Genomic DNA, 25,819 nt, shown 5'->3' with positions numbered 1-25,819 from the left:
ACCATGATCCGTACCTACCAACTGGGCCTGAAGGCAGGCACGCGCTCCCTCGTGGAAAACCTCACCTGGCAAATCAAGGATGGCGAATGCTGGAGCGTGATCGGCCGCAACGGCGCCGGCAAGAGCACCCTGCTGCGCGCCCTGGCCGGCCTGCGCGAACCCGATGCCGGCCACGTGACGGTGCAGGGCCGCGCCCTGGTCGACTGGCCGCTGGAGGAGCTGGCGCGCGAACGCGCCTTCCTGGCACAGGCGCGGCATGACGCGTTCTCGTACCGCGTGATCGAAACGGTGCTGTCGGCGCGCCACCCGTATCACGACAGCCATTACTGGGAAGGCAGCGACGACCAGCGCATCGCCCTGGCGGCGCTGGCCTCGATGGAAGTGGAGCACCTGGCCGAGCGCGACGTGCGCAGCCTGTCCGGCGGTGAACGCCAGCGCGTGGCCATCGCCGCCATGCTGGCGCAGGACACGCCCCTGCTGCTGCTGGACGAACCGGCCAATGCGCTGGACCTGGCGCACCAGGTCAGCGTCATGGGCCTGCTGGCCCGGCTGTGCCGCGAACAGAACAAGACCGTGGTGATGGTGGGGCATGACCTGAACCTGGCGCACAGCGTCTCGACGCATGCGCTGCTGCTGATGGGCGACGGCGGCTGGCTCGCCGGTCCCGTGGCCGACGTGATGCAGGCATCCATCCTGGGCGACTACCTGGGCCACCCGATCGAGATCATCGATCACGGCAAACGCAAGATATTCATACCGAAAGAGGATTTAACATGAGCGATAACAAACCCGTCGACGCGGACACCGCCGCCATCAACGAGCGCCACCGCGTGCGCATGGAACGCAAGAAGGCCATCATCGATGCGGCCATCGCCAAGGCCGACAAGGAAATCGGCATCATCATCGTCAACACAGGCAATGGCAAGGGCAAGAGTTCGAGCGGCTTCGGCATGGCCATCCGCGCCATGGGCCACGGCATGAAAGTGGGCGTGGTGCAGTTCATCAAGGGTGCCATGTCCACGGGCGAAGAAAAATTCCTGCGCCGCTTCCCCGATGAAATCAGTTTTCATGCGATGGGCGAAGGCTATACCTGGGAGACGCAGAACCGCGAACGCGACATCGAAAAGGCCGAACTGGCGTGGGAACAGGCGAAGACCTTCCTGGCCGATCCCGCCTATGGCCTGGTGCTGTTCGACGAACTCAATATCGCCCTCAAGTACAAATACCTCGACGTGCACAAGGTCATCGCCGACCTGCTGGAACGCCCGCACATGCAGCACGTGGTCATCACGGGCCGCGGCGCGCCCGATGAACTGATCGCCATCGCCGACACCGTCACCGAGATGGCCGTCGTCAAGCATGCGTATGCGGCCGGCATCGGCGCGCAACTCGGCACCGAATGGTAACAGCGCCATGACGCGCACCCTGGTCTTCGGCGGCGCCCGCTCCGGCAAAAGCGCCTACGCCGAGCAGCTGGCCCGCGCATCGGGCAAGGAAGTGCTGTACATCGCCACGGCGCAGGCGGGCGACGGCGAGATGGCCACCCGCATCGGGCATCACCGCGCGCAGCGCCCGGCTGAGTGGACCACGCTGGAAGAGCCGCTGCGTCTGGGAGACGCGCTCCTGCAGCATGCGCGCCCCGGCAGGCTGCTGCTGGTCGACTGCCTGACCCTGTGGCTGACGAACCTGATGTTTTCCAGCGGCGAGAGCTATCCGGACGTGGGCGACATCGCCCTGCCCGAACTGTTCCACAGCGAGCGCGCGCACCTGCTGTACGCGCTGGCCGAAATCGGCGACTCGGGCTGCGACATTGTGCTGGTGTCGAACGAAGTGGGCATGGGCATCGTGCCGTATGGCGCCATCTCGCGCTGCTTCACGGATGAAGCGGGCCGCCTGAACCAGGCCGTGGCGGCCGTCTGCGACAGGGCCGTGTTTGTCGCCGCCGGCCTGCCACTGCACCTGAAAGGCAGCCCATGCTGAGCGGCCTGTCGCTGCCCATGCTGGCCTTGCTGATGACGGCTGGCGTGCTGCTCGACATGCTGCTGGGCGAGACGCGCCGCTGGCATCCGCTGGTCGGTTTTGGCCGCGTCGCCAGCGCGCTGGAACGCCTGCTGAACCGGGGCCACGCGCGCTTCCTGCGCGGCGCGTTGGCCTGGTCATTGGCCGTGCTGCCGCTCAGCTATGCAGCCTACTGGCTGTGCGGCCTGGCGGGCGCCGCCCTCCACGTCTTCCTGCTGTACCTGTGCCTCGGCTTGCGCAGCCTGCGCGACCATAATCAGCCCATCGCCGACGCCCTGGCCATGGATGACCTGGACAACGCGCGCCTGCTGACGGCGCGCATCGTCAGCCGCGACACGGCCAACGCGGACGCGGCCAGCCTGGCCAAGGCCAGCACGGAATCCCTGCTGGAAAACGGCAACGACGCCGTCTTCGGCACCCTGTTCTGGTTTGCCGTGGCAGGCGGCCCCGGCGCCGTGCTGTTCCGCCTGGCGAACACGCTGGACGCCATGTGGGGCTACCGCAACGAACGCTATGAGTGGTTCGGCTGCTGCGCCGCGCGCATCGATGACATTCTCAATTATCTGCCGGCGCGCCTGACTGCCCTGTCGTATGTCTTGCTGGGCAAGAGCATGGCCGACAAGCGGCGGGCCTGGTACTGCTGGCGCACGCAGGCACCGACCTGGGGCAGCCCGAACGCGGGCCCCGTGATGGCCAGCGGCGCCGGCGCCCTGGGCCTGGCCCTGGGCGGCGACGCCGTCTACGACGGTGAACTGGAACAGCGCCCGCCGCTGGGTAGCGGCCGTCCCGCCGAAGCACGCGACATCGACCGCGCCTGGCGACTGGTGGCCGAAACGGCCGTACTGTGGCTGATCTGGGTGGCGCTGCTGGCGGGCTTGTTCTACCTGAAGGGGAAATATCTTGCTTGAACATGGCGGCAACCTGCGCGACGCCGCGCGCGAATACGGCCGCCCCATCGGCGAGTGGATCGACCTGTCGACGGGCATCAACCCGCACTGGTATGCAGCGCCAGCACCGGATGCCAATGCCTGGCACCGGCTGCCGGAAGCCGATCCCGCCCTGGCCGCAGCCGCCTGCAGCTACTACGGCGCGCCGGCCATGCTGCCCGTGGCCGGCACGCAGGCGGCCATCCAGGCCCTGCCCCGGCTGCGCGCGCCGTCGCGCGTGGTGGTGGCCGCGCCCTCGTATGCGGAACACGCGCACCACTGGGGCCAGCACGGCCACCAGCTGCGCCAGGTGCCGTATGCGCATCTGGGCGATGCGGTGGACCACTGCGATGTGCTGGTCGTCTGCAATCCGAACAATCCCACGGGCGAGCGCATCGCCCCCGCGGTACTGCTGGGGTGGGCGGAAAAGCTGGCCGCGCGCGGCGGCTGGCTGGTGGTCGATGAAGCGTTTGGCGACACGGAAACGCACGCCAGCCTGGGACAGCATACGAGCCAGCCGGGCCTGATCGTGCTGCGCTCGGTGGGCAAATTCTTTGGCCTGGCGGGACTGCGCCTGGGATTTGTCGCCGCCCATCCCGCCTTGCTGGCCCAGCTGGCCGACCTGCTGGGACCATGGACCGTCAGCGGCCCGGCGCAGCAGGTGGCGCTGGCCGCCCTCAACGACACGCACTGGCAGGACGCCATGCGCGAGCGCCTGCGCGGCGAAGGCCTCCGCTTGCAGCAGCTGCTGGCCGCCCACGGCATCGCCAGCGGCGGCACGGCGCTGTTCCAGTGGTGGCCGGAAGCGCGCGCCGAAGCCTGCTGGCGCCACATGGCGGAAGCGGGTATCTGGGTGCGCCTGTTCCGCCACGCAGCCCACGGCATCCGCCTGGGCCTGCCCCCCGACGAACCCGCCTGGCTGCGCCTGCAGCAGGCCCTCACCGCCTGGAAAAACACATGAATACCTTGAAAATATCGCTGCTGCTGGCCGGACTGGTCTCGCTGCAGGCGCATGCCGCCATCAGCGTGCGCGACGACGATGGCAATGTCGTCACCCTGGAAAAACCGGCACAGCGCATCCTGGCCCTGGCGCCGCACATCACGGAAGTGTTGTTCGCGGCCGGCGGCGGCGAAAAGATCGTCGGCGCCGTCAGCTACAGCGACTATCCGGAAGCGGCAAAAAAAATTTCGCAGGTGGGCGACAACCGCCAGTACGACATGGAGCGCATCATCGCCATGAAGCCGGACCTGATCGTCGTGTGGATGCACGGCAGCGCCGAACGCCAGATCGCCATGCTGCGCCAGCTGAAGGTACCCATCTACCACAGCGAGCCGCGCAAGCTGGCCGACATCCCCAGCGGCATGGAGCGCCTGGGCCAGCTGATGGGCACGGAAGCGGTGGCGAAACCGGCGGCCGCCCAGCTGCGCGCCAAACTGGCCAGTCTGACGGCGCTATACGCGCAGCGCCCGCCCGTGCGCGTGTTTTACCAGGTGTGGGACAAGCCGCTGTACACCCTGAGCGGCGCAAGCATCGTCAGCGATTCCATGCGCGTGTGCGGCGGCCAGAACATCTTTGCCGCGATGAAGGTGGTGGCGCCCGTCGTCACGCCGGAAGGCGTGCTGCAGGAAGACCCGGAAGTCATTTTCGGCACCAGCGAAAAGAGCGATCCGCGCAGCGAAGGCGGTCTGGCCATGTGGCGCGCCTTCCCTTCGATGACGGCCGTACGCCGAAATAACCTGTTCCGCCTGAACGGCGACCTGCTGAACCGCGCCGGCCCGCGCATGATCGAAGGCACGGCCGCCATGTGCGAACAACTGGAGGTGGCACGCCAGCGCCGCAGTACTCCCGCCGCCAAGGCGGCACCGTGAGCCACTACCAGCGCATCGCCTGTCTGTCGACGGAAGCCGTGGAAACCCTGTATGCGCTGGGCGCGGAAGACGTCATCGCGGGCATCTCCGGCTTTACCGTGCGCCCGGCCCGCGCGCGCGAGGAAAAGACCAGGATCAGCGGCTTTTCGTCTTCGAAGCTGGAACGCATCCTGGCCGTGAAACCGGACCTCGTGATCGGCTTTTGCGACATGCAGGCCGATATCTGCCGCGACCTGGTGAAGGCCGGCATCGAAGTCCACCAGTTCAACCAGCGCACGGTGGACGGCATCCTGCGCATGATCGGCGTGCTGGCCGCGCTGGTGCGGCGCGAGGAGGCGGGCAAGGATCTGGTCGCCAGCCTGCGCGCCGACATCGCCGCCGCGCAAACCCGCGCCGCAGCGTGGACGCGCAAGCCTGTGGTCTACTTTGAGGAGTGGAACGAACCCCTGATGAGCGGCATCGGCTGGGCGGCGGAGCTGATCGGCATCGCCGGCGGCGCCGACGCCTTCCCGGAACTGTCCACGCAGCCGGGCGCGAAGGAACGCATCATCGCCGACCCGCAGGACGTGGTGGCACGCGCGCCCGACATCATCATCGCCAGCTGGTGCGGCAAGAAATTCCAGCCCGCGCAACTGGCGGCGCGCCCGGACTGGGCAACGATACCAGCCGTGCAAAACCAGATGCTGTTCGAGATCAAGTCGCCCGATATCCTGTCGCCCGGCCCGGCCGCCATCACGCATGGCTTGCGCCAGATCAGCGACATCATCGCGCAATGGCAGCATCAGCAGGAGCAAGCAACATGAACACGCCCTTCCCCGCCCTGATGGTACAGGGCACGACATCCGACGCGGGCAAGAGCACCGTCGTCGCGGCCCTGTGCCGCCTGCTGAAACGCCGCGGCGTGACGGTGGCGCCCTTCAAGCCGCAAAACATGGCCTTGAACAGCGCCGTGACGAGCGACGGCGGCGAGATCGGCCGCGCCCAGGCCCTGCAGGCGCTGGCCTGCGGCATCGCGCCGCACACGGACATGAACCCGGTACTCCTGAAACCGTCGTCGAACACGGGCGCGCAAGTGATCATCCACGGCAAGGTGCGCGCCGAGATGGATGCGCGCGACTACCAGCAATACAAGACCATCGCCATGGGCGCCGTGCTGGAATCGTATGCGCGCCTGCGCCGGCAATACGACGCCGTCGTCGTCGAAGGCGCGGGCAGCCCGGCGGAAGTGAACCTGCGCGCGCGCGACATCGCCAACATGGGCTTTGCCGAAGCCGTCGACTGCCCCGTGATCCTGGTGGCCGACATCGACCGGGGCGGCGTCTTCGCCCACATCATTGGCACCCTCGCCTGCCTGTCCGACAGCGAGCGGGCGCGCATCGTCGGCTTCGTCATCAACCGCTTCCGCGGTGACATCTCGCTGCTCACGCCCGGCATCGACTGGCTGGAACAGCAGACGGGTAAACCCGTGCTGGCCGTGCTGCCCTACCTGCAAGGGCTGTTCCTCGACGCGGAAGACGCCGTCGAGGCGATGCAGGCCGAACGGGGCGCCTTCAGGGTAGTGGTGCCGCAGCTGCCGCGCATCAGCAACCACACGGATTTCGACGCCCTGCGCGCCCATCCCGACATCGACCTGCAGTTCGTCAAGCAGGGGCAGCCGATTCCGCCCGCCGACCTGGTGATCCTGCCCGGCAGCAAGAACACGCGCGGCGACCTGGCCTGGCTGCAGCAGCAGGGCTGGCCCGCCTACCTGGCGAAGCACCTGCGCTATGGCGGCAAGGCGATCGGCATCTGCGGCGGCTTCCAGATGCTGGGGCAATCCGTGCACGACCCGCTGGGCGTGGAGGGGCAGGCTGGCGCATCGCAGGCACTGGGACTGCTGGCGATGACAACCGAGCTGACGGCCGACAAGACGCTGGAACACGTGGCGGGACACTGCGCGTTTGCCGGCGCGGACCATGCCGCCATGGCCGGCTACGAAATCCACATGGGTGTGTCGCATGGCGCGGCCTTGCAGCAGCCCGCCTTCGTCATCGCGGGCCGCCCCGAAGGGGCCGTATCACCCGACGGGCAGATCCTGGGCAGCTATGTGCACGGCATGTTCGACACGCCCGCCGCCTGCGCAGCGCTGCTGCGCTGGGCGGGACTGGCGTCGGCGCACACGGTCGACACCGGCGCCCTGCGCGAAGCGAGCCTGGAGCGCATCGCCGATGCGGCGCTGCCGTTGATGGCAGCCCTGGACGGGCTGGGCAGCCTGGAAAATTACCGTAAGGCAACATAAGGGCAGACGCGGCGGCGACGCATCGGGACTATTTATGTGACAATTGCCGGCATACCACAGGCGCAGCATCCCTTACCAGGCCCCGCATCCATGACCAGTTCCCCCATAAAAAGCTATCTTCCCTGGGTGGTCGCCACCGCCCTGTTCATGGAGCAACTCGACTCCACCATCGTCAACACCGCCATTCCCGCCATGGCCGCCAGCCTGAATGTGACGCCGCTGAGCTTGAAGGCGGTCGTCACCAGCTATATTCTGAGCCTGGCCGTGTGCATTCCCATCAGCGGCTGGATGGCCGACCGTTTCGGCACCCGGCGCGTATTCTCCGCCGCCGTTGCCATCTTCACCATCGCCTCCATCCTGTGCGGCCTGTCCGTCAATTCGCCCATGCTGGTGGCAGCGCGCCTGCTGCAAGGGGTGGGCGCAGCCATGATGATGCCCGTGGGCCGGCTGACCATCATCCGCACCTTTCCCAAGTCGCAATTGCTGGCGGCCATGAATTTCGTCATCATCCCCGCCCTCATCGGTCCCTTGCTGGGGCCGACCGTGGGCGGGCTGATCGTGCACTGGCTGTCGTGGCGCGAGATTTTCTTCGTCAACGTGCCCGTGGGCCTGGTGGCCCTGTACCTGGCGCACCGCTACATGCCCGACTATTACGGTGACAAGCCGCGTCCCCTTGACCTGATCGGCCTGGTGCTGTTCGGCACGGGGATCGCCCTGCTGTCGTGGCTGCTGGAAATCTTTGGCGAACACAAGATCGATCCCACCTCGGCCGCCGTGCTGCTGTTCATTTCCATCAGCCTGCTGGCCGCCTATGCCTGGCATTCGAGCGAAGTGCTGCACCCGCTGCTGCGCCTGACCCTGTTCAAGATCCGCACCTTCCGCGTCTCCGTCGTGGGCGGCTTCGTCACGCGCCTGGGCGTGGGCGGCCTGCCTTTCCTGCTGCCGCTGCTGTACCAGCTGGGCCTGGGCTTGCCCGCCTGGCAGTCGGGCTTGCTGATGATGCCGTCGGCGGCCGCTGCCATGGGCATGAAATTCATTTCCGCGCGCGTGCTGGCCCGCTTCGGCTACCGCCAGGTGCTGATCGTCAACACGGTCTTGATCGGCGTCACCATCGCCATGTTTTCGCAAGTGAGAGCCGGCACGCCCCTGTACGTGATCGTCTTCATCAGCCTGTGCATGGGCTTTTTCAACTCGCTGCAGTTTTCCAGCATGAACACGATTGCCTATGCCGACGTGGACAAGAGCGACTCCAGCATGGCCAGCACCATCGCCAGTTCCATGCAGCAACTATCGATGAGCTTTGGCCTGGCCTTCGGTTCGCTGATCACGGGCTGGTACCTGGGCGACATGCCGCAGTCCGACCGTGCCATGCTCAGCACGGCACTGCACCATGCCTTTTTGACCCTGGCGGCACTGACGATCCTGTCCTCGCTGACCTTCTGGACCTTGCGCCGCGACGATGGCGAAAGCATCAGCAAGGGCAGCGATGGCGCTGAAGATGACGCGGACGACATCAAGGCCCAGGCCGTTGTACAGACGGAAGTGCAAACGACGAAAGGCTGAGCCAGATCAAGCCTGCCCCTGCCGCAGCTGGCGCTTTCACCTGACCCTGCTACCGTGACGGCAGGAGGCGCACATGGCGGCCGAGCGGCGGTTTGCATGGAAGGGAACGGACCGGCATGGCAAGACGGTCGATGGCATCGTGCGCGCCGCCGATGCCGCCGCTGCCGGCATGGCCCTGCGGCGCCAGGGCATCCTGGCCAGCAAGGTCAAGGTCGCCCGCGCCGGGCCGGGCAAGGCCATCACGCACAAGGATATCGCCCTGTTCACGCGCCAGCTGTCGACCATGATGGCGGCCGGCGTGCCGCTGCTGCACGCCTTCGACATCGCCGGCAAGGGCCACGCCAAGCCCGCCATCACGGAGCTGATGCGCGACTTGCGCCACGACATCGAAGCGGGCAGCAGCCTGCAACAGGCATTTCGCCAGTTCCCCCTGCTGTTCGACGAGCTGTATTGCAACCTGCTGGCGGCCGGGGAACAGGCAGGCATCGTGCAGGAATTGCTGGCGCGCCTGGCCACGCACCAGGAAAAAGCCATTGCCCTGCGGCGGCAGGTGCGCGGCGCGCTGATGTATCCGCTGGTCATCGTGCTCGTCGCCATCGTTGTCACGGCCATCATCCTGAGCGTGGTCGTGCCCGCCTTCCGCCAGGTCTTCGACAGCTTCGGCGCCCCCTTGCCGCTGCCGACGCTGGTCGTCATGGGTGTATCCGCCTTCTTTGTCCGCTACTGGCTGGCCTTGCTGGCAGTGCTGGTGCTGGCCGGCGTGCTGCTGCGCGTGGCCTGGCGCCGCTCTCCCGCCCTGCGGCGCCATGCACAAGTGCAGGCGCTGCGTCTGCCCCTGTTCGGCCCGCTCCTGCGCAAGGCGGCGATCGCCCGCTGGACACGCACCCTGGCCGCCATGTTTGCCGCCGGCGTGCCGCTGCTCGACTCGCTCGGCCTGGTGGGCGCTGCCGCCGGCCATGCGCTGTACCGGGAAGCGACGATCCGGATCGACCGCGAAATCCGCGCCGGCGGCAGCCTGGCCCTGGCCATGGAGCACAGCGGCGTGTTTCCCCCGCTGCTGACCCAGCTGACCCTGATCGGCGAGGAATCGGGCGCGCTCGACGCCATGCTGTCGCGCGCGTCCGACATCGTCGAAGCGGAGATCGAAGCGACCGTCGCCGTGCTCGCTTCGCTGCTGGAACCGGCGCTGATGGTGGTGCTGGGCGTGCTGGTCGGCTCGCTCGTCATTGCCTTGTATTTGCCGATTTTTAAGCTGGGCGCCGTCATTTGACAGGTCGCACCATGCAAAACGTCCCCATGTGGTGACGGATGTTTTACACTGCGGCAGTGCCAGGCAATGTTTGCGCGGCAACAATCTTCACCTCAGACAAATCACCATGCTGCAAGATACCCTGTTGTTCGCCGCGCCCGGCAATCTGCCTGTCGCCCTCGTCGCCGCCCTGTTCGGCCTGATCGTCGGCAGCTTCCTGAATGTGGTGATCCACCGCATGCCGAAGATGATGCAGCGCGACTCCGACAATTACGTGGCGGAAGAAAGCGGCCAGCCGCTGCCGCACACGGACCGCTACAACCTGATGCTGCCGCACTCGAACTGCACCGCCTGCGGCCACCGCATCACGGCCATGGAAAACATTCCCGTCGTCAGCTATCTGTTGCTGCGCGGCAAATGCAGCGCCTGCCAGGCGCCCATCTCCGCACGCTATCCGCTGGTGGAACTGCTGACGGGCGCGCTCTCGGCCGTGCTGATCTGGCATTTCGGCAGCGGCTGGACGGGCCTGGCCACGCTCGTGTTTGCCTGGCTGCTGATCGCCATGACCTTCATCGATGCCGATACGCAAATGCTGCCCGATGACCTCACCTTTCCCCTGCTGTGGGCGGGCCTGCTCGTCAATATCAACGGCACCTTCGTGCCGCTGCAGGACGCCGTCATCGGCGCTGCCGCCGGCTACCTGGCCCTGTGGGGCGTCTACTGGGCCTTCAAGCTGGCGACAGGCAAGGAAGGAATGGGCTATGGTGACTTCAAACTGCTGGCGGCACTCGGTGCGTGGCTGGGCTGGACCATGTTGCCAACGATGATATTGTTGTCGTCGCTGGTGGGCGCCGTGGTCGGCATCGGCCTGATCGTTTTCGCCAGACGCGGGCGCGACAAGCCGATCCCGTTCGGCCCCTACCTGGCCGCGGCGGGCCTCATCGCCCTGCTGTACCGCACGCCCCTGTCGCAGCTCACGCTGGGCCTGGCCGGCTGACCAGCCACTATGGATAAATACATGCACATACAAAACGCCTCCTATTTCAGCGTAGGACTCACCGGCGGCATCGGTTGCGGCAAGAGCACGGTGGCCGACATGTTCGCCGCGCTGGGCGCGTCCATCGTCGATACGGACCAGATCGCCCATAGCCTGACGGCGTCGAATGGCGCGGCCATGCCCGCCCTGGTGGCGGAATTCGGCCCCGACTGTGCCGATGCGGCTGGCGCCCTCGACCGCAAGAAAATGCGCGAGCTGGTGTTTTCCGACCCTGCCGCCAAGGCCAGGCTGGAAGCCATCCTGCATCCCCGCATCCGCCAGGCCACGTTGACGGCCGCCGCCGAAGCGACGGGCAGCTACGTGATCTTTGCCGTGCCCCTGCTGGTCGAGTCCGGCGGCTGGGTGGAGCGGGTCAACCGCGTGCTGGTCATCGATTGCCTGGAAAGCTTGCAGATTGCGCGTGTCATGGCGCGCAACGGATTATCGGAAGAACAAGTCAAAGCCATCATGGCCACGCAAGCGACGCGCGCCATGCGCCTGGCGGCGGCGGACGACGTCATCGACAACAATGGCGATTTGGCGGCCCTGGCACCGCAGATTGCCCAGTTGCACGATTTATATCTGGCATTTACAAAAAGAATGGCCGGAATCGGGTCGCAACGTTTGTAATTTGTCGACGCTTGGTTCAAAATCACGGGATTGTTTGCAGGTCCTTACTTAAGGGAATTATTTTGATTGTCTACGAATACCCTTTCAACGAACGCATACGTACCTTGTTGCGGCTGGAAGACCTGTACGACAAATTCAAGTTCTTCATCCAGCAAGAGCATGCAATGCAACACCATGTCGCCTTGGCAACAATTTTCGACATGCTGGAAGTGGCCGGCCGCGCCGATTTGAAATCGGACCTGCTGCAGGAACTCGAGCGCCAGCGCCAGAGCCTGCTGGGCTACCGCAGCAATCCGAACGTGGAACCGGAAACCCTGGACGCCATCCTGGGCGAACTCGACAGTGTCAGTGGCGCCCTCGTGGCGGCGCAGGGCAAGACGGGGCAGAATATCCGCGACAATGAATGGCTGATGAGCATCCGCGGCCGCACCATCATCCCGGGCGGCGCCTGCGAATTCGATTTACCGTCATATTTCGCCTGGCAAAAACGCAGCTCGGAACAGCGCCTGGCCGATATCCAGGCCTGGTTTGCCCCGCTGGCCCCCCTCTTCGATGCGCTGGCCCTCGTGCTGCGCCTGCTGCGCGATTCCGGCGGCCCCGTCAAACTGATCGCCAGCGGCGGCAGCTACCAGCAAATGCTGCAAGGCAAGGTGTACCAGATGCTGCGCCTGAGCCTGGATGAAACCAGTGGTGCCATCCCAGAAATTTCCGCCAACAAATACATGCTATGGGTACGTTTTACCACCCAGGGCGGCGACCTGAAACCCAAGCCGCTGGAAGAAGATGTACCATTCGAGCTCACGCTCTGTAATTTTTAACTGTAATTGCCATGACTGTAGTCAACTGCCCTACCTGCGCCGCCAAAGTCGAATGGACTGAAGCCAACAAATACCGCCCCTTCTGCTCGGAGCGCTGCAAGCAGATCGACCTCGGTGCCTGGGCCGAGGAAAAATACACGATCCCCGCCGCCGACCCGTTCGAAGATCCGCTGGCAGACGAAGACAACAAGCCGCAATAAGCCTCAGCGAAACGGATTTTCCAGGCGCAGCCCCTGCGCCGCGAAACTGTCGAGCCTGCCACTGACCACCGTCAAGCCATAGGCGATGCCCATCGCCGCGATCTGCCTGTCCACACCCTGTACGGCGCCACGGCCCTGCAAACGGGCACAGACGAGCGCGCAATCGAGGTCGAAGTCCAGCAGCCGCGCCGCATAATCGGCCAGCAGCGCTTCCAGCCAGCCTTCCAGGGCCAACGTTTCCAGGGATGCTTCGCGCCGCCAGCTGCACTGTATGCCTGCGCGCAATTGCGCGATCACCTGTACCGGCAAGTAGCGCGCCTCGGGCGCCACCCGCTCGAAGAAAGCGGCAATGCCCGCCGGTGCACCTGCCCCTTTGCGTGCCGCAACGATCACATCCGTATCGACCAGGTAAGCGCCCATGGCGGCTCAGGAGCGGCGCTCGAAGTCCCCATCGGCTCCCACGTCGGGCATGCCGCGCAAAATATCGTCGAGCGGCCGCTTCGGCAAAGGCCGCAAGGCGCTGCGCAGGATGTCGCGGTGCTCTTCCTCGATGCTGCGCCCATGCGCGCGGGCACGCTTGTGCAGCGCCGCGAGCAGCAGTTCATCGGTATCGGTGAAGGTCAGGGTCAGCGGCATGCGAATTCCCCAGTGCGTCATGAGAGCACTGTAGCGCAAAATACCGGCGATACAAGGGAAGGACAGCACAGGTTTGCGCCAGCGCAGCGCATGGGCTGCATGCTGGCACAAATCGGACTCAGGCAGCCAGGGATTCCCGGCGCACCTCATCGAGCCATTCCAGCAAGGGAATGGTGGCGGGCAGCAAGGGCTCCACGCCCACCGTGCCTTGCCAGGCGAACGCCTGCCCTTCCAGGCTTTGCGGCTCGCCCCGCCAGTCGCGGCTGATATAGAAATGCAGGCGCACGTGGGCGTGCGGATACACATATTCCACGCCGCACCAAGGTTCGGCACTGTCGATATGCAGCCCCAGTTCCTCGACAAACTCGCGTTTCAAGGCGTCGAAGATGGCTTCGCCCGGCTCGACTTTGCCACCAGGAAACTCCCAATAGCCGTCATACGGCTTGCCGGCCGGGCGCTGTCCCAGCAGCACGTCGCCATTCGGCTTCATCAGGATGCCCACGGCCACGTCGACCGGCTGGATTTTTTCATTCAATGTCATCTCGCTCATTGCGGCAGTTTTCCCGCAGGTAGTTTCCCAGCATAGTCGCGCGCGAATTGCCATGCCACCCGGCCCGAGCGCGAACCGCGCTGCAAGGCCCAGCGCAGGGCGTCGCCACGCGCTTGGACGATCTGTTCCGGCGTGCAGCCGAACGAGGCCAGCCAGTGCGCGGCAATATCAAGGTAGTCATCCTGCTTGAACGGGTAGAACGACAACCACAGGCCGAAGCGCTCGGACAGCGAGATTTTCTCTTCCACCGTCTCGCCCGGATGCAGGTCGCCATCATCGTCCGTCTTGTAGCTGCTGTTGTCCGACATGCGTTCCGGCATCAGATGACGGCGGTTCGAGGTGGCATAGATCAGCACATTGTCCGATTGCGCGGCGATGCTGCCGTCGAGCGCCACCTTCAGCGCCTTGTAGCCGCTCTCGCCTTCCTCGAACGACAGGTCGTCGCAAAAGATGATGAAGCGCTCGGCGCGGGCCGCCACCAGGTCGACGATGTCGGGCAAATCGGCCAGGTCGGCCTTGTCCACTTCGATCAGGCGCAGGCCTTGAGCGGCGAACTGGTTCAGGCAAGCCTTGATCAGCGATGACTTGCCCGTGCCCCGTGCGCCCGTCAGCAGCACGTTGTTGGCGGGACGGCCGCTGACGAACTGGCGCGTATTCTGCTCGATCTGCGCCTTTTGCGTGCCGATGTTGTGCAGGTCATCCAAGGCGATGTTCGACACGTGGGCCACGGCCTGCAGATACGGCACGGCACCAGGACGCCGGCGCCAGCGGAAGGCAAAGCTGTTCCAGTCCGGCGCGGGCGCGGCCTGCGGCAGGATCGCTTCCACCCGCGCCAGCAACGCCTCGGCACGGATCAGGAATTGATCGAGGCTGGTCATGAGCGGTAGTCGGCGTTGATCGACACGTAGTCATGCGACAGGTCGCACGTCCACAGGGTGGCCGTGGCATCGCCGCGCGCCAGTTTCACGCGAATCGTGATTTCGCTTTGCTGCATCACGCGCTGGCCATCCTGCTCCTGGTAGTCCGGGTTGCGGCCGCCATTCTTGGCCACCCACACGTCGTCCAGGTACAGGTTCAGCTGGCCCACGTCCAAGTCGTCCACGCCCGCATAGCCGATGGCGGCCAGGATGCGGCCCAGGTTCGGGTCGGAGGCGAAGAACGCCGTTTTCACCAGCGGCGAATGGGCGATGGAATAGGCGATCTTGCGGCACTCTTCCACGTTGCGGCCGTCTTCCACGGTCACGGTCATGAACTTGGTGGCGCCTTCGCCGTCGCGCACGATGGCTTGCGCGAGAAAAGTAGACAGTTCGGTCACGGCAGCGGCCAGTTCAGCGTAGTGCGGCGAATCGATGGAGTCGATGACCAGGCTGCCGGCGCCCGTGGCCACCAGCATGAACGAGTCATTGGTGGAGGTGTCGCCATCGATGGTGATGCAGTTGAACGACTTGTCGGCCGCCTGTTTCACCAGCTGGTCCAGCACGGGCTGGGCGACGGTGGCGTCAAAGGCCAGGAAGCCCAGCATGGTGGCCATGTTCGGCTTGATCATGCCGGCGCCCTTGCTGATGCCCGTCAGGGTCACCGCGTGGCCGCCGATGGTGACCTTGCGCGAACCGGCTTTCGGCTGCGTGTCGGTGGTCATGATGGCTTCGGCGGCCGAGAACCAGTTGTCCGATGTCAGTGCGGCGACGGCTTGCGGCAAGCCGGCGACCAGGCGCTGCACGGGCAACGGTTCCAGGATCACGCCCGTGGAAAACGGCAGGATTTGCTGCGGCGTGCAGCCCAGCAGCTCGGCCAGCGCGGCGCAGCTGGCCTGCGCGTCGGCCAGGCCCGATTCGCCCGTGCCCGCGTTCGCGTTGCCCGTGTTGACCAGCAGCGCGCGGATCGGCGCGGCGCCAGCCGTCACGGCCGCCAGGTTGGCTTTCGAGACTTGCACGGGTGCGGCGCAGAAGCGGTTCAGGGTGAACACGCCGGCCACGGTGGCCGTCGGCGCCAGTTTCAATACCAGCAAATCCTTGCGATTGGGTTTCTTGATGCCGGCTTCGGCAACACCGATTTCAATGCCGGCGACGGCTTTCAAGTCGGCGGCGAAGGGCTTGGGAGAATTGACGGCCATAGGAGTTCTTCTGCGAGGGAAAATGGAAGCGCTATTGTAGCGCCTTCGCGCCGCAGGTGAACATGCGGCAAGTGAATAGTCCCGGCGGGCGCGGCAGCGTCGAAGCGGACTGGCAGCATGGCCAGGCTTGCGATTTATCAGAACCATGCCGCCAGGCGACGCTAAGATGGAAGAACCGATGATCGCGGGTCTGGCGCAAGCGCCCAGGGAGACGTCATGGCGCACGGCAAATCATTTCGAAGCCAAGGGAAGGGAACGGTGCGCTCATATCTGCCGCACTTGCTTTGCTTGCTGTGTCTGCTTGGCCTGTCAGCCGGGCTGACGGCATGCAGGGCGCCGCGCGGCACCGCCGACAGCGCCGCCCTGCCTGCGCCCGCTGAACAGGTAACTGCGCCGCCGGACGTCCACGCGCCGCCAGCCCAGGATGCTCCGCGTCCTGACGCGCAAGCTCCTGCGCCTCCGGCAGTCCCAGTCCCGCCGCCCGGCGACACGGCTCGGCCACCCGGAAGCAGCCGCTGGAGCAGTTCATGGCCTGGCCTGGGCGGGCTGTTCGGCAACCTCGGCAAGCTTGGCGGCGCAGGCCACGCCAAGGCCAAGGCCGCCCCGCCAGTCAAGGCCAATGGGGAGAGCGGCGCCACGCAAGTCACCGTGTACTACGCCACCGACAGGCAATACCTGCCGGAGCACAACAACTATGGCTGGCAGCCCAACCGCGCAGCACCCTATCTTACCTACGGCAGCGTGCAGGTGAGCATCCCCGACAAAAGGGCGCCGGGCGAGCTGCCGCTGCCGCCCTGGTACGCCATCCTGGCCGGCGACGATGCGCAAAAATATGTGCTGATCCAGGGAGTTACACGCCTGTCGCGGGTGGACTTTCTCGCCACCGTCCAGGCCAGGATACGGGCAGCCCCGGAACGGCACGCCGCCTTCATCTACATCCATGGCTACAGCAACTCCTTCGACGATGCGGCCCGGCGCACGGCGCAGATGGCGGTCGACCTCGATATCGGCGCCCTGCCCGTCTTCTACAGCTGGCCGTCGAAAGGCACTTTCGCCGGCTATGAATTCGACGAAAATTCCGCCGAATGGACCCAGGCGCACCTGCAGGCCTTCCTCGCCGACTTCGCCGAGCACTCCTCCGCCACCGATATCTACATCATCGCCCACAGCATGGGTAACCGTCCCATGACCGTGGCCCTGGCCAACCTGCTGGAAAAACGCCCCGACCTGCTGCCCCGGTTCAAGCAGGTCGTGCTGGCCGCGCCAGACATCAATGCCGACGTCTTCCGCGACCAGATCGCCCCCCGCTTCGCCAGCCTCAAGCTCCCCGCCACCCTGTACGCGTCCGCGAACGACAAGGCCATGCGCGCATCCTACAACTTTGCCGACTGGGACCGCATAGGCGACATCCGCGGCCCCGTCGTCGGCATCCCCGGCATGGAACTCGTCGATGCCTCCGCCGTCATCATGAACTTCATGGGCCATGATTACTTCGCCAGCAACCGCGTCCTGCTGACCGACATCGCCACCATGATCAAGACGGGGCAGCGGGCAAAGAACCGCGGCGGCCTGAAAGGCATACCATCGCAGGCGCCGCAGTACTGGGCGTTTCCCTGAGCGGGCGGCCACGCGCGGCTGGCAAAAAAAAACGGAGACCGCAGTCTCCGTTTTCTTCAAGCCGATACCACCGGCTTAGGCCAGCTTGCCGTGGCAAGCCTTGTACTTCTTGCCGCTGCCGCAAGGGCATGGATCGTTGCGGCCCACTTTGACGCCCATGCTCACGCTCATGTCGTCGACGTTATCCATGTTGCCGCCAGGCGCAGGCGCCAGCAGTTCTTCCGGCGCCGCGTTCGGGTCGAATTCGGCGTGCTGGTAGTGCACGTTTTCCACGTGCGACTGCTGCATCGCCTGTTCGGCCGCATCGACTTCTTCGCGCGACTGGATACGCACCGTCATCACGTGCTTCGTGACGTCGTTCTTGATCATGTCGAGCATCTGGCCAAACAGTTCGAACGCTTCGCGCTTGTATTCCTGTTTCGGGTTCTTCTGCGCATAGCCGCGCAGGTGAATACCCTGGCGCAGGTGATCGAGCGCCGCCAGATGTTCGCGCCAGTGGCTGTCCACGCTTTGCAGCATGACATTGCGTTCAAAGCCGCCAAACGATTCCTTGCCGACGATGTCGATCTTCGACTGGTACACGGCGTCGGCCGCGGCCAGCACTTTTTCCAGGATTTCTTCGTCCGTCAGGGTCGGATCGGCTTCCAGCATTTCATGCAGCGGCAAATCGATCAGCCACTCGCTGGACAGGGTCTTTTCCAGGCCCTTGATATCCCACTGCTCTTCCACCGATTCCTGCGGCACGTACTGGTGCACCAGGTCGGTGAACACGCCGTGGCGCAGCGAGGCGATCATTTCCGAAATGTCGCTCGTTTCCAGCAGCTCGTTACGCTGCTGGTAGATGACCTTGCGCTGGTCGTTGGCGACGTCATCGTACTCCAGCAATTGCTTGCGGATGTCGAAGTTGCGCGCTTCCACCTTGCGCTGGGCCGACTCGATCGAACGCGAGACGATGCCTGCCTCGATCGGTTCGCCTTCCGGCATTTTCAGGCGGTCCATCACGGCGCGCACGCGGTCACCCGCGAAGATGCGCAGCAGCGCGTCGTCGAGCGACAGGTAGAAGCGGGACGAACCCGGATCGCCCTGGCGGCCGGCACGGCCACGCAGCTGATTGTCGACGCGGCGCGATTCGTGGCGTTCGGTGCCGATGATGTGCAAGCCGCCCGCATTGACCACGTGGTCGTGCAGCGACTGCCATTCATCGCGCAGCTTCTGCGCCTGCGCCGCTTTTTCGGCGTCGCTCAACTCAGGATTGGCTTCGATGAACTTGATCTGGTTTTCCACATTGCCGCCCAACACGATGTCGGTACCGCGACCGGCCATGTTGGTGGCGATGGTGATGGCTTTCGGACGGCCTGCCTGGGCGATGATTTCCGCTTCGCGGGCATGCTGTTTCGCGTTCAGCACGTTGTGCGGCAGACCGGCCTTGGTCAGGATGCCCGACAGCAATTCCGAGTTCTCGATCGAGGTCGTGCCCACCAGCACGGGCTGGCCGCGCTCGTAGCAGTCGCGGATGTCGTTCAACATCGCGTTGTACTTTTCCGCCGACGATTTGTAGACCTGATCCTGGCGGTCCTTGCGCTGCAGCGGACGGTTTTGCGGAATCACGACCGTTTCCAGGCCATAGATTTCCTGGAATTCGTAGGCTTCCGTATCGGCCGTACCCGTCATGCCGGCCAGCTTGGCGTACATGCGGAAGTAGTTCTGGAAGGTGATCGAGGCCAGGGTCTGGTTCTCGTTCTGGATCTTTACGCCTTCCTTCGCTTCGACAGCCTGGTGCAGGCCGTCGGACCAGCGGCGGCCCGTCATCAGACGGCCCGTGAATTCATCGACGATCACCACTTCATTGTTCTGCACCACATAGTGCTGATCCTTGAAGTACAGGGCATGCGCGCGCAGCGCCGCATACAGGTGGTGCACGAGGGTGATGTTGGCCGAATCGTACAGCGAGGCGCCTTCCGGCAGCAGGCCCATTTCCATCAGGATGCGCTCGGCCTTTTCGTGGCCCGCTTCCGTCAGCAGCACCTGGTGCGCTTTTTCATCCTTGGTGTAGTCGCCCGGCACTTCCACTTTACCCTTGCCATCTGGCGTTTCTTCGCCGATCTGCAGGGTCAGCAGACTTGGGACTGCATTGATCTTGTGATACAGGTCCGTGTGGTTCTCGGCCTGGCCCGAAATGATCAGCGGCGTACGCGCTTCATCGATCAGGATCGAGTCGACTTCGTCGACGATGCCGAAGTTCAGGCTGCGCTGCACGCGCTCGCGCGCTTCGTAGACCATGTTGTCACGCAGGAAGTCGAAACCGAATTCATTGTTCGTGCCATACGTGATGTCCGAGGCGTACGCCTGCTGCTTGGCGCTGTGCTCCATCTGCGACATGTTCACGCCCGTCGACAGACCCAGCCAGCCATACAGGCGACCCATGGTCTCGGCATCACGCTGCGCCAGGTAATCATTGACGGTGACGATGTGCACGCCCTTGCCCGACAAGGCATTCAGGTAGGCGGGCAAGGTAGCCATCAGGGTCTTGCCCTCGCCCGTGCCCATCTCCGCGATCTTGCCAAAGTGCAAGACCATGCCACCGATCATCTGCACGTCGAAGTGGCGCATGCGCAGGACGCGCTTGCTGGCCTCGCGGCAGACGGCAAATGCTTCCGGCAACAGGGCGTCGAGCGATTCGCCAGCGGCGATGCGTTCCTTGAAGGCAGGCGTCTTCGCTTGCAGCTCGGCATCCGACAGCTTTTCGATGACCGGCTCGAGCGCATTGATCTCGCGTACCGTTTTTTGGTATTGCTTGAGCAGCCGCTGGTTGCGGCTACCGAAAATCTGGGTCAGTAATGACATGCTTGAATTCTTGAAAAAACGCCGTTAAAAAAAGCTCGGTAGGGAACAACGAGGTAAGCATCGTGTCACCGCACGGAGTTCGACTATGGCAAAAGACGATGATTTTATCATGCGTTCCCGACATGGTTGGGGTAATGCGCCATATAACAATAGCTTAATGACAAACAAATGGCAGAAATTGCGGACATTTTCCATGCTGTAAGGCAAGACCCACAGCCCGCCAGGGTTTCCGCGGCCGCCCCGCTCGTCAGGCGCGGGCCACTTGTGATATGTTTCGCCCATGCGAACTCCCACTTACTCTCCGGCGCCGCGCCGCGGCTACGGCTTTGCCCGCTCTGGCCCTGCCGTCACGGGCGCGACAGACTTTCTGCGCGGCAATGCGACGATGGCATCCCTGATGCCCACCGTCCAGCGCCTGGCCGCCCTGCAAAAAGACTGCGCCAAGGCCCTGCCGGTAATGTTCGAGCACTGCGATATCCTGCAGTTCGAAGGCGGCCAGCTGGTGCTGGCGACGCCGAACGCGGCGCTGGCGGCCAAGCTCAAGCAGCAATTGCCGAAACTGCAAGGGGAACTGGAAAGAAAGGGCTGGCAGATTTCCGCCATCAAGCTGAAAGTGCAAGTGATCAAGAGCATCGCGCCCATCGTGCATACGCGGGCGCTGGTCTTGCCGGAAAAAGCCATGTCCGCCCTGGAAGAGCTGAGCGCGGCCCTGCCCGCATCGAAGCAGAACGAGCAACTGATCGCGGCGCTGCGCAGTTTAGTGCGTCACCACCGCGAAGCAAAAGATTAAGAACACCATGCGGCGTCTTGACACCTCAGAAAACCGTAGCGAGCGGGCCTAGTTCTGGTCAAGAAGCGCAACTGTGCTAAAGCACAGTGAGCATCGCAGGCCGGAAATCGGTCCGCGCAGTAGGTTTAATGAGGTCTCCCTCAGGTAAGCGACCACTCGCGCTGCATTTGCCGTAAATACGACTGCGGCGCTTCCTCGTTCGTGGCGAACGAGACAATTTCATACGCATCGGGCTGTTCCAGCAGCGCCAGCAGCAGCTGGTTGTTCAGCGCGTGGCCCGACTTATGCGCCGTGTAGTAGGCCAGCAAGGGGTGTCCCACCAGATACAGGTCGCCAATGGCGTCGAGAATCTTGTGGCGCACGAACTCGTCTTCATAGCGCAAGCCGTCCGCATTCAGGATGCGGTACTCGTCCATGACGATGGCGTTTTCCAGCGAACCGCCGCGCGCCAGGCCCATGCCGCGCAAACTTTCCACGTCCTGCATGAAGCCAAAGGTGCGGGCGCGCGCCACGTCGTGCACGTAGGACACGTCGCCGAAGTCCACGGAAGCGCGCTGCATCGTGCCATCGACGGCCGGATGATTGAATTCGATAAAGAAATCGAGCTTGAAGCCGTCGTACGGCGACAATCGCGCCCATTTCTCCGCATCGCCCTTGCCGTGGCGTACTTCCACGGGTTTGATGACCTTGATGAATTTCTTCGGTGCTTCCTGCTCCTCCACCCCCGCCTGCTGCAGCAGGTAGACGAAGGATGAGGCGGAGCCGTCCATGATGGGAATTTCTTCCGCATTCACGTCGATATACATATTATCGACACCCATGCCGGCCGCGGCCGACATCAGATGTTCCACGGTAGAAACCCTGGCGCCGTCCTTGATCAGCACGGAGGCCATGCGCGTATCGCCCACGGCCATGGCGCTGGCGGGAAACTCCACGATGGGATCGAGGTCGATGCGGCGAAACACGATGCCCGTGTCGATCGCGGCGGGTCGCAGGGTCAGTTCGACCTTGGTACCAGAATGCAAACCGACACCGATGGTGCGGACCAATTGTTTGATAGTGCGTTGTTTTAACATCTGTCGATTATATCCATTTGGCGTCTTTTCGTTGCGGCGCGGCATGAGCCACGCCAGAAAAACCACAATGCACCGTCAGGGATGCTCGCTTTCCGCATGCACGGCTTCGCGGCGCACGAGGTAAATGCCGCTGCCGATGATGATGGCCGCGCCGATCAGGGTGTATTGGTCGGGCAAGGCGCGCCACAGCAGCCAGTCCAGGGCCATGCCCCACGCCAGGGCCGAGTATTCGAACGGCGCCACGCTGGATGCCTTGCCATGGCGAAACGCCTCCGTGATGGCCAACTGTCCCAGGAAACCGCTGACGGACAGGCCTGCCAGCAGCCACCAGTCGTCGTGGCGGATGCTCACCCACTCATGCGCCGACAGTGCCACGCCGCCGATGGCCATCATCACCATCAGCCAGAAGACCATGCTTTCGCTGGCATCCGTGCGGCTGAGGATGCGGCCCGTGACGGCCGAAATGGCGTAGCAGGCGGCCGAACCCAGCACGGCCAGGCCGGCCAGCGAAAAGAATCCCGAACCGTCCGGACGCAGCGCCACCAGCACGCCCAGCAGGCCCACGGCGATGGCGCACCAGCGCGCAAAGTCAACCTTCTCCTTCAAGATAAAGACGGACAGGACCGTGATCAGCAATGGGGCGACGAAGAACAGCGAGTACGTCTCGGCGAGCGACATGCGCTTCAGGCCGTAGGCGAACAGGGTAATCATCAGTACGCCCAGGGCGCCGCGCAGCAGGTGCAGCGGCCAGCGCACCTGCATCACATTGGTAAAAGCGCCGCGGTACAGCAGGTACAGGCAGACGAGCGGCAAGGACGACAGGGCGCGCAGGGCCGTCACCTGCATGGGCGGATAATGGGCGGACAGCAGCTTCATGGCCGTGTCCATCAGGGAAAACATGGCGACGGCGACCAGCATCACGTAGATGCTGCGCAGGTTGGGATTGCGGGGTAACAGGACAGCCTCCTGGCGACAGAGCGGGGCCGTCATCATGGCGACGGCCGGAGCCAGGACAGCATGGCGGGAGCCAGGCAGTCGCCCCGATTATAACAAGCGCCGCCATTTTACATTTTCAAAGGGGCAACTATACGGGCAGCAGCATCACCAGCTTCAGCTCGTGCTGCCGCGCTAGGTGCAAGGTCACCTGATGAAATGCCAGCAAGCCTTGCTGCGGATGCTGGAAGCGGCGCAATCCGCCGTCGCGGCCCTGCACCTGCTGCGCCTCCCACCATTGGCGAAATGGCGCGCTGGCGCCGGCCAGTTCGGCGATCAGGCCGGCCAGCGGCGCCTGGTCCGCATGGCGGCCGATATCGGCGCGGAACTCCGCCACCAGCCGCTGCGCCCGTTCGGGCCAGCCGACGACCAGCTCACGCGCGCCAGCTTCGAGGAACATAAAACGCAGCTGGTTCGGCGTGGCCGCATCGCCATGCAGCCAGCCCGTGAACAAGCCGGCGGCGGCGTCATTCCACGCGACCGCATTCCACGCGCGATCCAGGATGTAGGCGGGTGCGGCGACGGCGGCGACGATGGCGGCCAGCTCGGCTCTAGCAGGCCCATCGCCCTCGCCTGCCCCGTGGCTCGGGTCATGCTTGTCGGCCACCTCGAACAGATAGGCGCGCTCGGCCGCGCTCAGCTGCAGCACCTGCGCCAGGCGCGCCAGCATCTTGGCCGATGCGGACACGGGCCGCCCCTGCTCCAGCCACGTCAGCCAGGTGGGGCTGACATCGCACAGCTGCGCCAGCTCTTCGCGCCGCAAGCCGGGCGTGCGCCGCCGTCCGCCGCCGGGCAAACCGGCCATGGCGGGCGTGACGGCTTCGCGCCGGGCGCGGATGAATTCAGCGAGTTTGGTGGACATGGCAGAGATGCATGGTAGTCGATATACCAGTATAAGTTATGGTCTTGTTACAGGATAATTTTATCCTTATTCTGCGTGTACTCACCCATCCACAGGAGAAAATCATGCAGCAGCACGATGTCGTTACCGAACAGTTTGGCAAGACGGCCAATGCCTACCTGAGCAGCGCGGTCCACGCGCAGGGAGCCGACCTGGTGCTGATGCAGGAATGCGCGCGCCGCCATGGCAAGCCGGTGGTGCTGGACCTGGGCTGCGGCGCGGGCCACGCCAGCTTTGCCGTCGCCCCCGTGGCCGCATCCGTCGTCGCCTACGACCTGGCGCAGCCCATGCTCGACGTGGTGGAATGCGCCCGGGTGCAGCGCGGCTTGCACAACATCAGCACGCAGCAGGGCGACGTGGCCCGGCTGCCGTTTGCCGACGCCAGCTTCGACATGGTCGTCACGCGCTTTTCCGCGCACCACTGGAACGACGTGGCGGGCGCGCTGGCCGAAGCGTGGCGCGTGCTGCGTCCGAACGGCACCTTGCTGGTAATCGACATCGTGGCGCCGAAAACGGCCCTGTACGACAGCACCTTGCAGGCGGTGGAAATGCTGCGCGACGCCTCGCACGTGCGCGACTACCGCAGCTGCGAATGGGGCGCCAAGTTCGACAACGCGGGCTTCACGCACAGCTTGCGCAGCGTGTGGAAACTGACGATGCAGTTCGACGAGTGGGTGGCGCGCATGCGCACCCCGGTCGAACGCGTGGCGGCCATCCGCAATCTGTTCGACGGCGCGCCCGAAGAAGCGCGGCGCTATTTCGCGCTGCAGGATGATTATTCGTTCAGCATCGACGCGGCCATGTTCGAGGCGACAAAACCGCAGGTGCAATAAAAATGGGGTCGGACCCTTTGGGTCCGACCCCAGATTTTGATTTGGATTGGTAGCAAGCTTTAGCTGGGCATTAACCCTACACAATTGCTGGGGCCAGACCCCAAGGGTCTGACCCCGACCATCAAGCCAGCTGGCCCAGCAGCGTCTCGGCATTCGACACTTCAAACTTGCCGCCCTGCTCGACGTTCAATTGCGTCACGACGCCATTGTCGACCAGCATCGAGTAGCGCTGTGAGCGCGTGCCCATGCCGTGCTTGGAGAAATCGGCATCCAGGCCCAGGGCCTTGCTGAAGGCGGCGTTGCCGTCAGCCATCATGCGCACGACGCCGGTGGCTTTCTGGTCGCGGCCCCAGGCGCCCATCACGAACGCGTCGTTGACGGAGATGCACCAGATTTCATCGACGCCCTTGGCCTTCAGGTCGGCGGCGTGCTTGACGTAGCCTGGCACGTGCTGTGCGGAGCAGGTCGGGGTGTAGGCGCCTGGCAGGCCGAAGATGGCGATCTTCTTGCCCTTGACCAGGTCTTGCACGTTGAACGTGTTCGGGCCCAATGCGCAGCCTTCGGTTTCGCTTTCGATGAATTCAGCCAGGGTGCCTTCTGGCAGGGTGTCGCCGATCTTGATGGTCATGTTGACTCCTTGTGTACTGTCGGTTGAAGACGCTGCCCGCTGCATGGAGCGGACAGCGCCCGTGATCTGGTTCGGCTAGCGTGAAGCTGGCCCAGCGCGATAGTATGCCTGACTTGCCGTATTTGTGCAGAAAACAGCCAGGAAGGCAAAGGCAAACATCAAGAAAACGGATAAAAAAACGGCGGCCCTCAGGCCGCCGTCATTGTTGCTGACATCAGATCACCTCCGGAAACCTAATCACATGAAAAAT

Annotated in this window: 27 protein-coding genes; 17 read left to right on the top strand and 10 right to left on the bottom strand. The window is 64.2% G+C overall.

Annotated elements, in window-relative coordinates; all coding sequences use genetic code 11:
* Positions 1–3: 3 nt before the first annotated feature.
* The 14 genes from EBS11_RS05930 (at position 4) to yacG (ending at position 12,588) form a co-directional block, all read left to right on the top strand.
* Positions 4–777 carry an ABC transporter ATP-binding protein gene (locus tag EBS11_RS05930; protein WP_290601261.1) on the top strand — a complete coding sequence of 258 codons (774 nt, stop codon included), beginning with the start codon at positions 4–6 and terminating at the stop codon, positions 775–777.
* Positions 774–1,406 carry a cob(I)yrinic acid a,c-diamide adenosyltransferase gene (gene cobO, locus EBS11_RS05925; RefSeq protein WP_290601260.1) on the top strand — a complete coding sequence of 211 codons (633 nt, stop codon included), beginning with the start codon at positions 774–776 and terminating at the stop codon, positions 1,404–1,406. The genes EBS11_RS05930 and cobO overlap by 4 nt, the downstream gene beginning before the upstream one ends.
* Before the next feature lie 7 nt (positions 1,407–1,413).
* Positions 1,414–1,980, top strand: coding sequence for a bifunctional adenosylcobinamide kinase/adenosylcobinamide-phosphate guanylyltransferase (gene cobU, locus EBS11_RS05920; RefSeq protein WP_290601258.1), 567 nt, complete (start codon positions 1,414–1,416; stop codon positions 1,978–1,980).
* Positions 1,974–2,927 carry an adenosylcobinamide-phosphate synthase CbiB gene (cbiB, locus tag EBS11_RS05915; protein ID WP_290601257.1) on the top strand — a complete coding sequence of 318 codons (954 nt, stop codon included), beginning with the start codon at positions 1,974–1,976 and terminating at the stop codon, positions 2,925–2,927. Before cobU ends, cbiB begins: the two co-directional genes overlap by 7 nt.
* Positions 2,920–3,906 (top strand): threonine-phosphate decarboxylase CobD, encoded by a 987-nt coding sequence (gene cobD, locus EBS11_RS05910; protein ID WP_290601256.1) that lies wholly within the window; start codon positions 2,920–2,922, stop codon positions 3,904–3,906. The genes cbiB and cobD overlap by 8 nt, the downstream gene beginning before the upstream one ends.
* Entirely contained in the window at positions 3,903–4,814 is a 912-nt protein-coding gene (locus EBS11_RS05905; protein ID WP_290601254.1) for a cobalamin-binding protein, read from the top strand. Before cobD ends, EBS11_RS05905 begins: the two co-directional genes overlap by 4 nt.
* A complete protein-coding gene (locus EBS11_RS05900; RefSeq protein WP_290601253.1) occupies positions 4,811–5,617 on the top strand; it encodes an ABC transporter substrate-binding protein in 807 nt (268 codons plus the stop codon). Before EBS11_RS05905 ends, EBS11_RS05900 begins: the two co-directional genes overlap by 4 nt.
* Entirely contained in the window at positions 5,614–7,092 is a 1,479-nt protein-coding gene (locus EBS11_RS05895) for a cobyric acid synthase (protein WP_290601252.1), read from the top strand. Before EBS11_RS05900 ends, EBS11_RS05895 begins: the two co-directional genes overlap by 4 nt.
* Before the next feature lie 90 nt (positions 7,093–7,182).
* Positions 7,183–8,655 carry a DHA2 family efflux MFS transporter permease subunit gene (locus EBS11_RS05890; RefSeq protein ID WP_290601251.1) on the top strand — a complete coding sequence of 491 codons (1,473 nt, stop codon included), beginning with the start codon at positions 7,183–7,185 and terminating at the stop codon, positions 8,653–8,655.
* 73 nt (positions 8,656–8,728) lie between these two features.
* Positions 8,729–9,925: a type II secretion system F family protein gene (locus EBS11_RS05885; protein WP_290601249.1), complete on the top strand. Its 1,197-nt coding sequence runs from the start codon at positions 8,729–8,731 to the stop codon at positions 9,923–9,925.
* Between the two features lie 106 nt (positions 9,926–10,031).
* Entirely contained in the window at positions 10,032–10,901 is an 870-nt protein-coding gene (locus tag EBS11_RS05880; RefSeq protein ID WP_290601248.1) for an A24 family peptidase, read from the top strand.
* A gap of 21 nt (positions 10,902–10,922) precedes the next feature.
* Positions 10,923–11,570, top strand: a complete 648-nt coding sequence (gene coaE, locus EBS11_RS05875) for a dephospho-CoA kinase (RefSeq protein WP_290601246.1) — start codon at positions 10,923–10,925, stop codon at positions 11,568–11,570.
* A gap of 62 nt (positions 11,571–11,632) precedes the next feature.
* On the top strand, positions 11,633–12,388 hold the full coding sequence (gene zapD / locus EBS11_RS05870; protein ID WP_290601245.1) for a cell division protein ZapD: 756 nt from the start codon (positions 11,633–11,635) through the stop codon (positions 12,386–12,388).
* 11 nt (positions 12,389–12,399) lie between these two features.
* Positions 12,400–12,588 (top strand): DNA gyrase inhibitor YacG, encoded by a 189-nt coding sequence (gene yacG, locus EBS11_RS05865; protein ID WP_071325269.1) that lies wholly within the window; start codon positions 12,400–12,402, stop codon positions 12,586–12,588.
* Between the two features lie 3 nt (positions 12,589–12,591).
* Here yacG and EBS11_RS05860 read toward each other — a convergent pair whose 3' ends face one another.
* The 5 genes from EBS11_RS05860 to argJ form a co-directional block, all read right to left on the bottom strand.
* Complete coding sequence (locus EBS11_RS05860) at positions 12,592–13,008, bottom strand: PIN domain-containing protein (RefSeq protein WP_290601242.1); 417 nt, start codon at positions 13,006–13,008, stop codon at positions 12,592–12,594.
* A 6-nt stretch (positions 13,009–13,014) separates the two neighbouring features.
* Positions 13,015–13,224 carry a DNA-binding protein gene (locus EBS11_RS05855; protein ID WP_290601241.1) on the bottom strand — a complete coding sequence of 70 codons (210 nt, stop codon included), beginning with the start codon at positions 13,222–13,224 and terminating at the stop codon, positions 13,015–13,017.
* A gap of 118 nt (positions 13,225–13,342) precedes the next feature.
* Complete coding sequence (locus EBS11_RS05850; RefSeq protein WP_290601240.1) at positions 13,343–13,774, bottom strand: NUDIX domain-containing protein; 432 nt, start codon at positions 13,772–13,774, stop codon at positions 13,343–13,345.
* A complete protein-coding gene (locus tag EBS11_RS05845; protein ID WP_290601239.1) occupies positions 13,771–14,652 on the bottom strand; it encodes an ATP-binding protein in 882 nt (293 codons plus the stop codon). The genes EBS11_RS05850 and EBS11_RS05845 overlap by 4 nt, the downstream gene beginning before the upstream one ends.
* Positions 14,649–15,887 (bottom strand): bifunctional glutamate N-acetyltransferase/amino-acid acetyltransferase ArgJ, encoded by a 1,239-nt coding sequence (gene argJ / locus EBS11_RS05840; protein ID WP_290601237.1) that lies wholly within the window; start codon positions 15,885–15,887, stop codon positions 14,649–14,651. The genes EBS11_RS05845 and argJ overlap by 4 nt, the downstream gene beginning before the upstream one ends.
* Before the next feature lie 648 nt (positions 15,888–16,535).
* Between argJ and EBS11_RS05835 the strand changes: the two genes are divergently transcribed.
* On the top strand, positions 16,536–17,504 hold the full coding sequence (locus EBS11_RS05835; protein ID WP_290601235.1) for an alpha/beta hydrolase: 969 nt from the start codon (positions 16,536–16,538) through the stop codon (positions 17,502–17,504).
* Positions 17,505–17,579: 75 nt separating this feature from the next.
* Here EBS11_RS05835 and secA read toward each other — a convergent pair whose 3' ends face one another.
* A complete protein-coding gene (secA, locus tag EBS11_RS05830; protein WP_290601234.1) occupies positions 17,580–20,348 on the bottom strand; it encodes a preprotein translocase subunit SecA in 2,769 nt (922 codons plus the stop codon).
* Between the two features lie 280 nt (positions 20,349–20,628).
* Between secA and EBS11_RS05825 the strand changes: the two genes are divergently transcribed.
* Positions 20,629–21,138, top strand: a complete 510-nt coding sequence (locus tag EBS11_RS05825; RefSeq protein WP_290601232.1) for a DciA family protein — start codon at positions 20,629–20,631, stop codon at positions 21,136–21,138.
* A 140-nt stretch (positions 21,139–21,278) separates the two neighbouring features.
* On the opposite strand, the gene lpxC is transcribed toward EBS11_RS05825, so the two are convergent.
* The 3 genes from lpxC to EBS11_RS05810 all read right to left on the bottom strand — a co-directional run bounded on the left by lpxC (position 21,279) and on the right by EBS11_RS05810 (position 24,069).
* Positions 21,279–22,214, bottom strand: coding sequence for a UDP-3-O-acyl-N-acetylglucosamine deacetylase (gene lpxC, locus EBS11_RS05820; RefSeq protein WP_290601229.1), 936 nt, complete (start codon positions 22,212–22,214; stop codon positions 21,279–21,281).
* 75 nt (positions 22,215–22,289) lie between these two features.
* Positions 22,290–23,132 (bottom strand): DMT family transporter, encoded by an 843-nt coding sequence (locus tag EBS11_RS05815; RefSeq protein WP_290601275.1) that lies wholly within the window; start codon positions 23,130–23,132, stop codon positions 22,290–22,292.
* 166 nt (positions 23,133–23,298) lie between these two features.
* A complete protein-coding gene (locus tag EBS11_RS05810; protein WP_290601228.1) occupies positions 23,299–24,069 on the bottom strand; it encodes a helix-turn-helix transcriptional regulator in 771 nt (256 codons plus the stop codon).
* A 104-nt stretch (positions 24,070–24,173) separates the two neighbouring features.
* Here EBS11_RS05810 and EBS11_RS05805 point away from each other — a divergent pair, with 104 nt between their 5' ends.
* A complete protein-coding gene (locus tag EBS11_RS05805; protein ID WP_290601226.1) occupies positions 24,174–24,941 on the top strand; it encodes a class I SAM-dependent methyltransferase in 768 nt (255 codons plus the stop codon).
* A 121-nt stretch (positions 24,942–25,062) separates the two neighbouring features.
* Here the strand turns inward: EBS11_RS05805 and EBS11_RS05800 are convergent, their stop codons facing one another.
* Positions 25,063–25,569 (bottom strand): peroxiredoxin, encoded by a 507-nt coding sequence (locus EBS11_RS05800; protein ID WP_290601224.1) that lies wholly within the window; start codon positions 25,567–25,569, stop codon positions 25,063–25,065.
* Positions 25,570–25,819: the final 250 nt, after the last annotated feature.

Source organism: Janthinobacterium sp. (assembly GCF_009923995.1).
Classification (GTDB): domain Bacteria; phylum Pseudomonadota; class Gammaproteobacteria; order Burkholderiales; family Burkholderiaceae_D; genus Janthinobacterium.
This window is presented reverse-complemented; position numbering and strand designations above follow the sequence as displayed.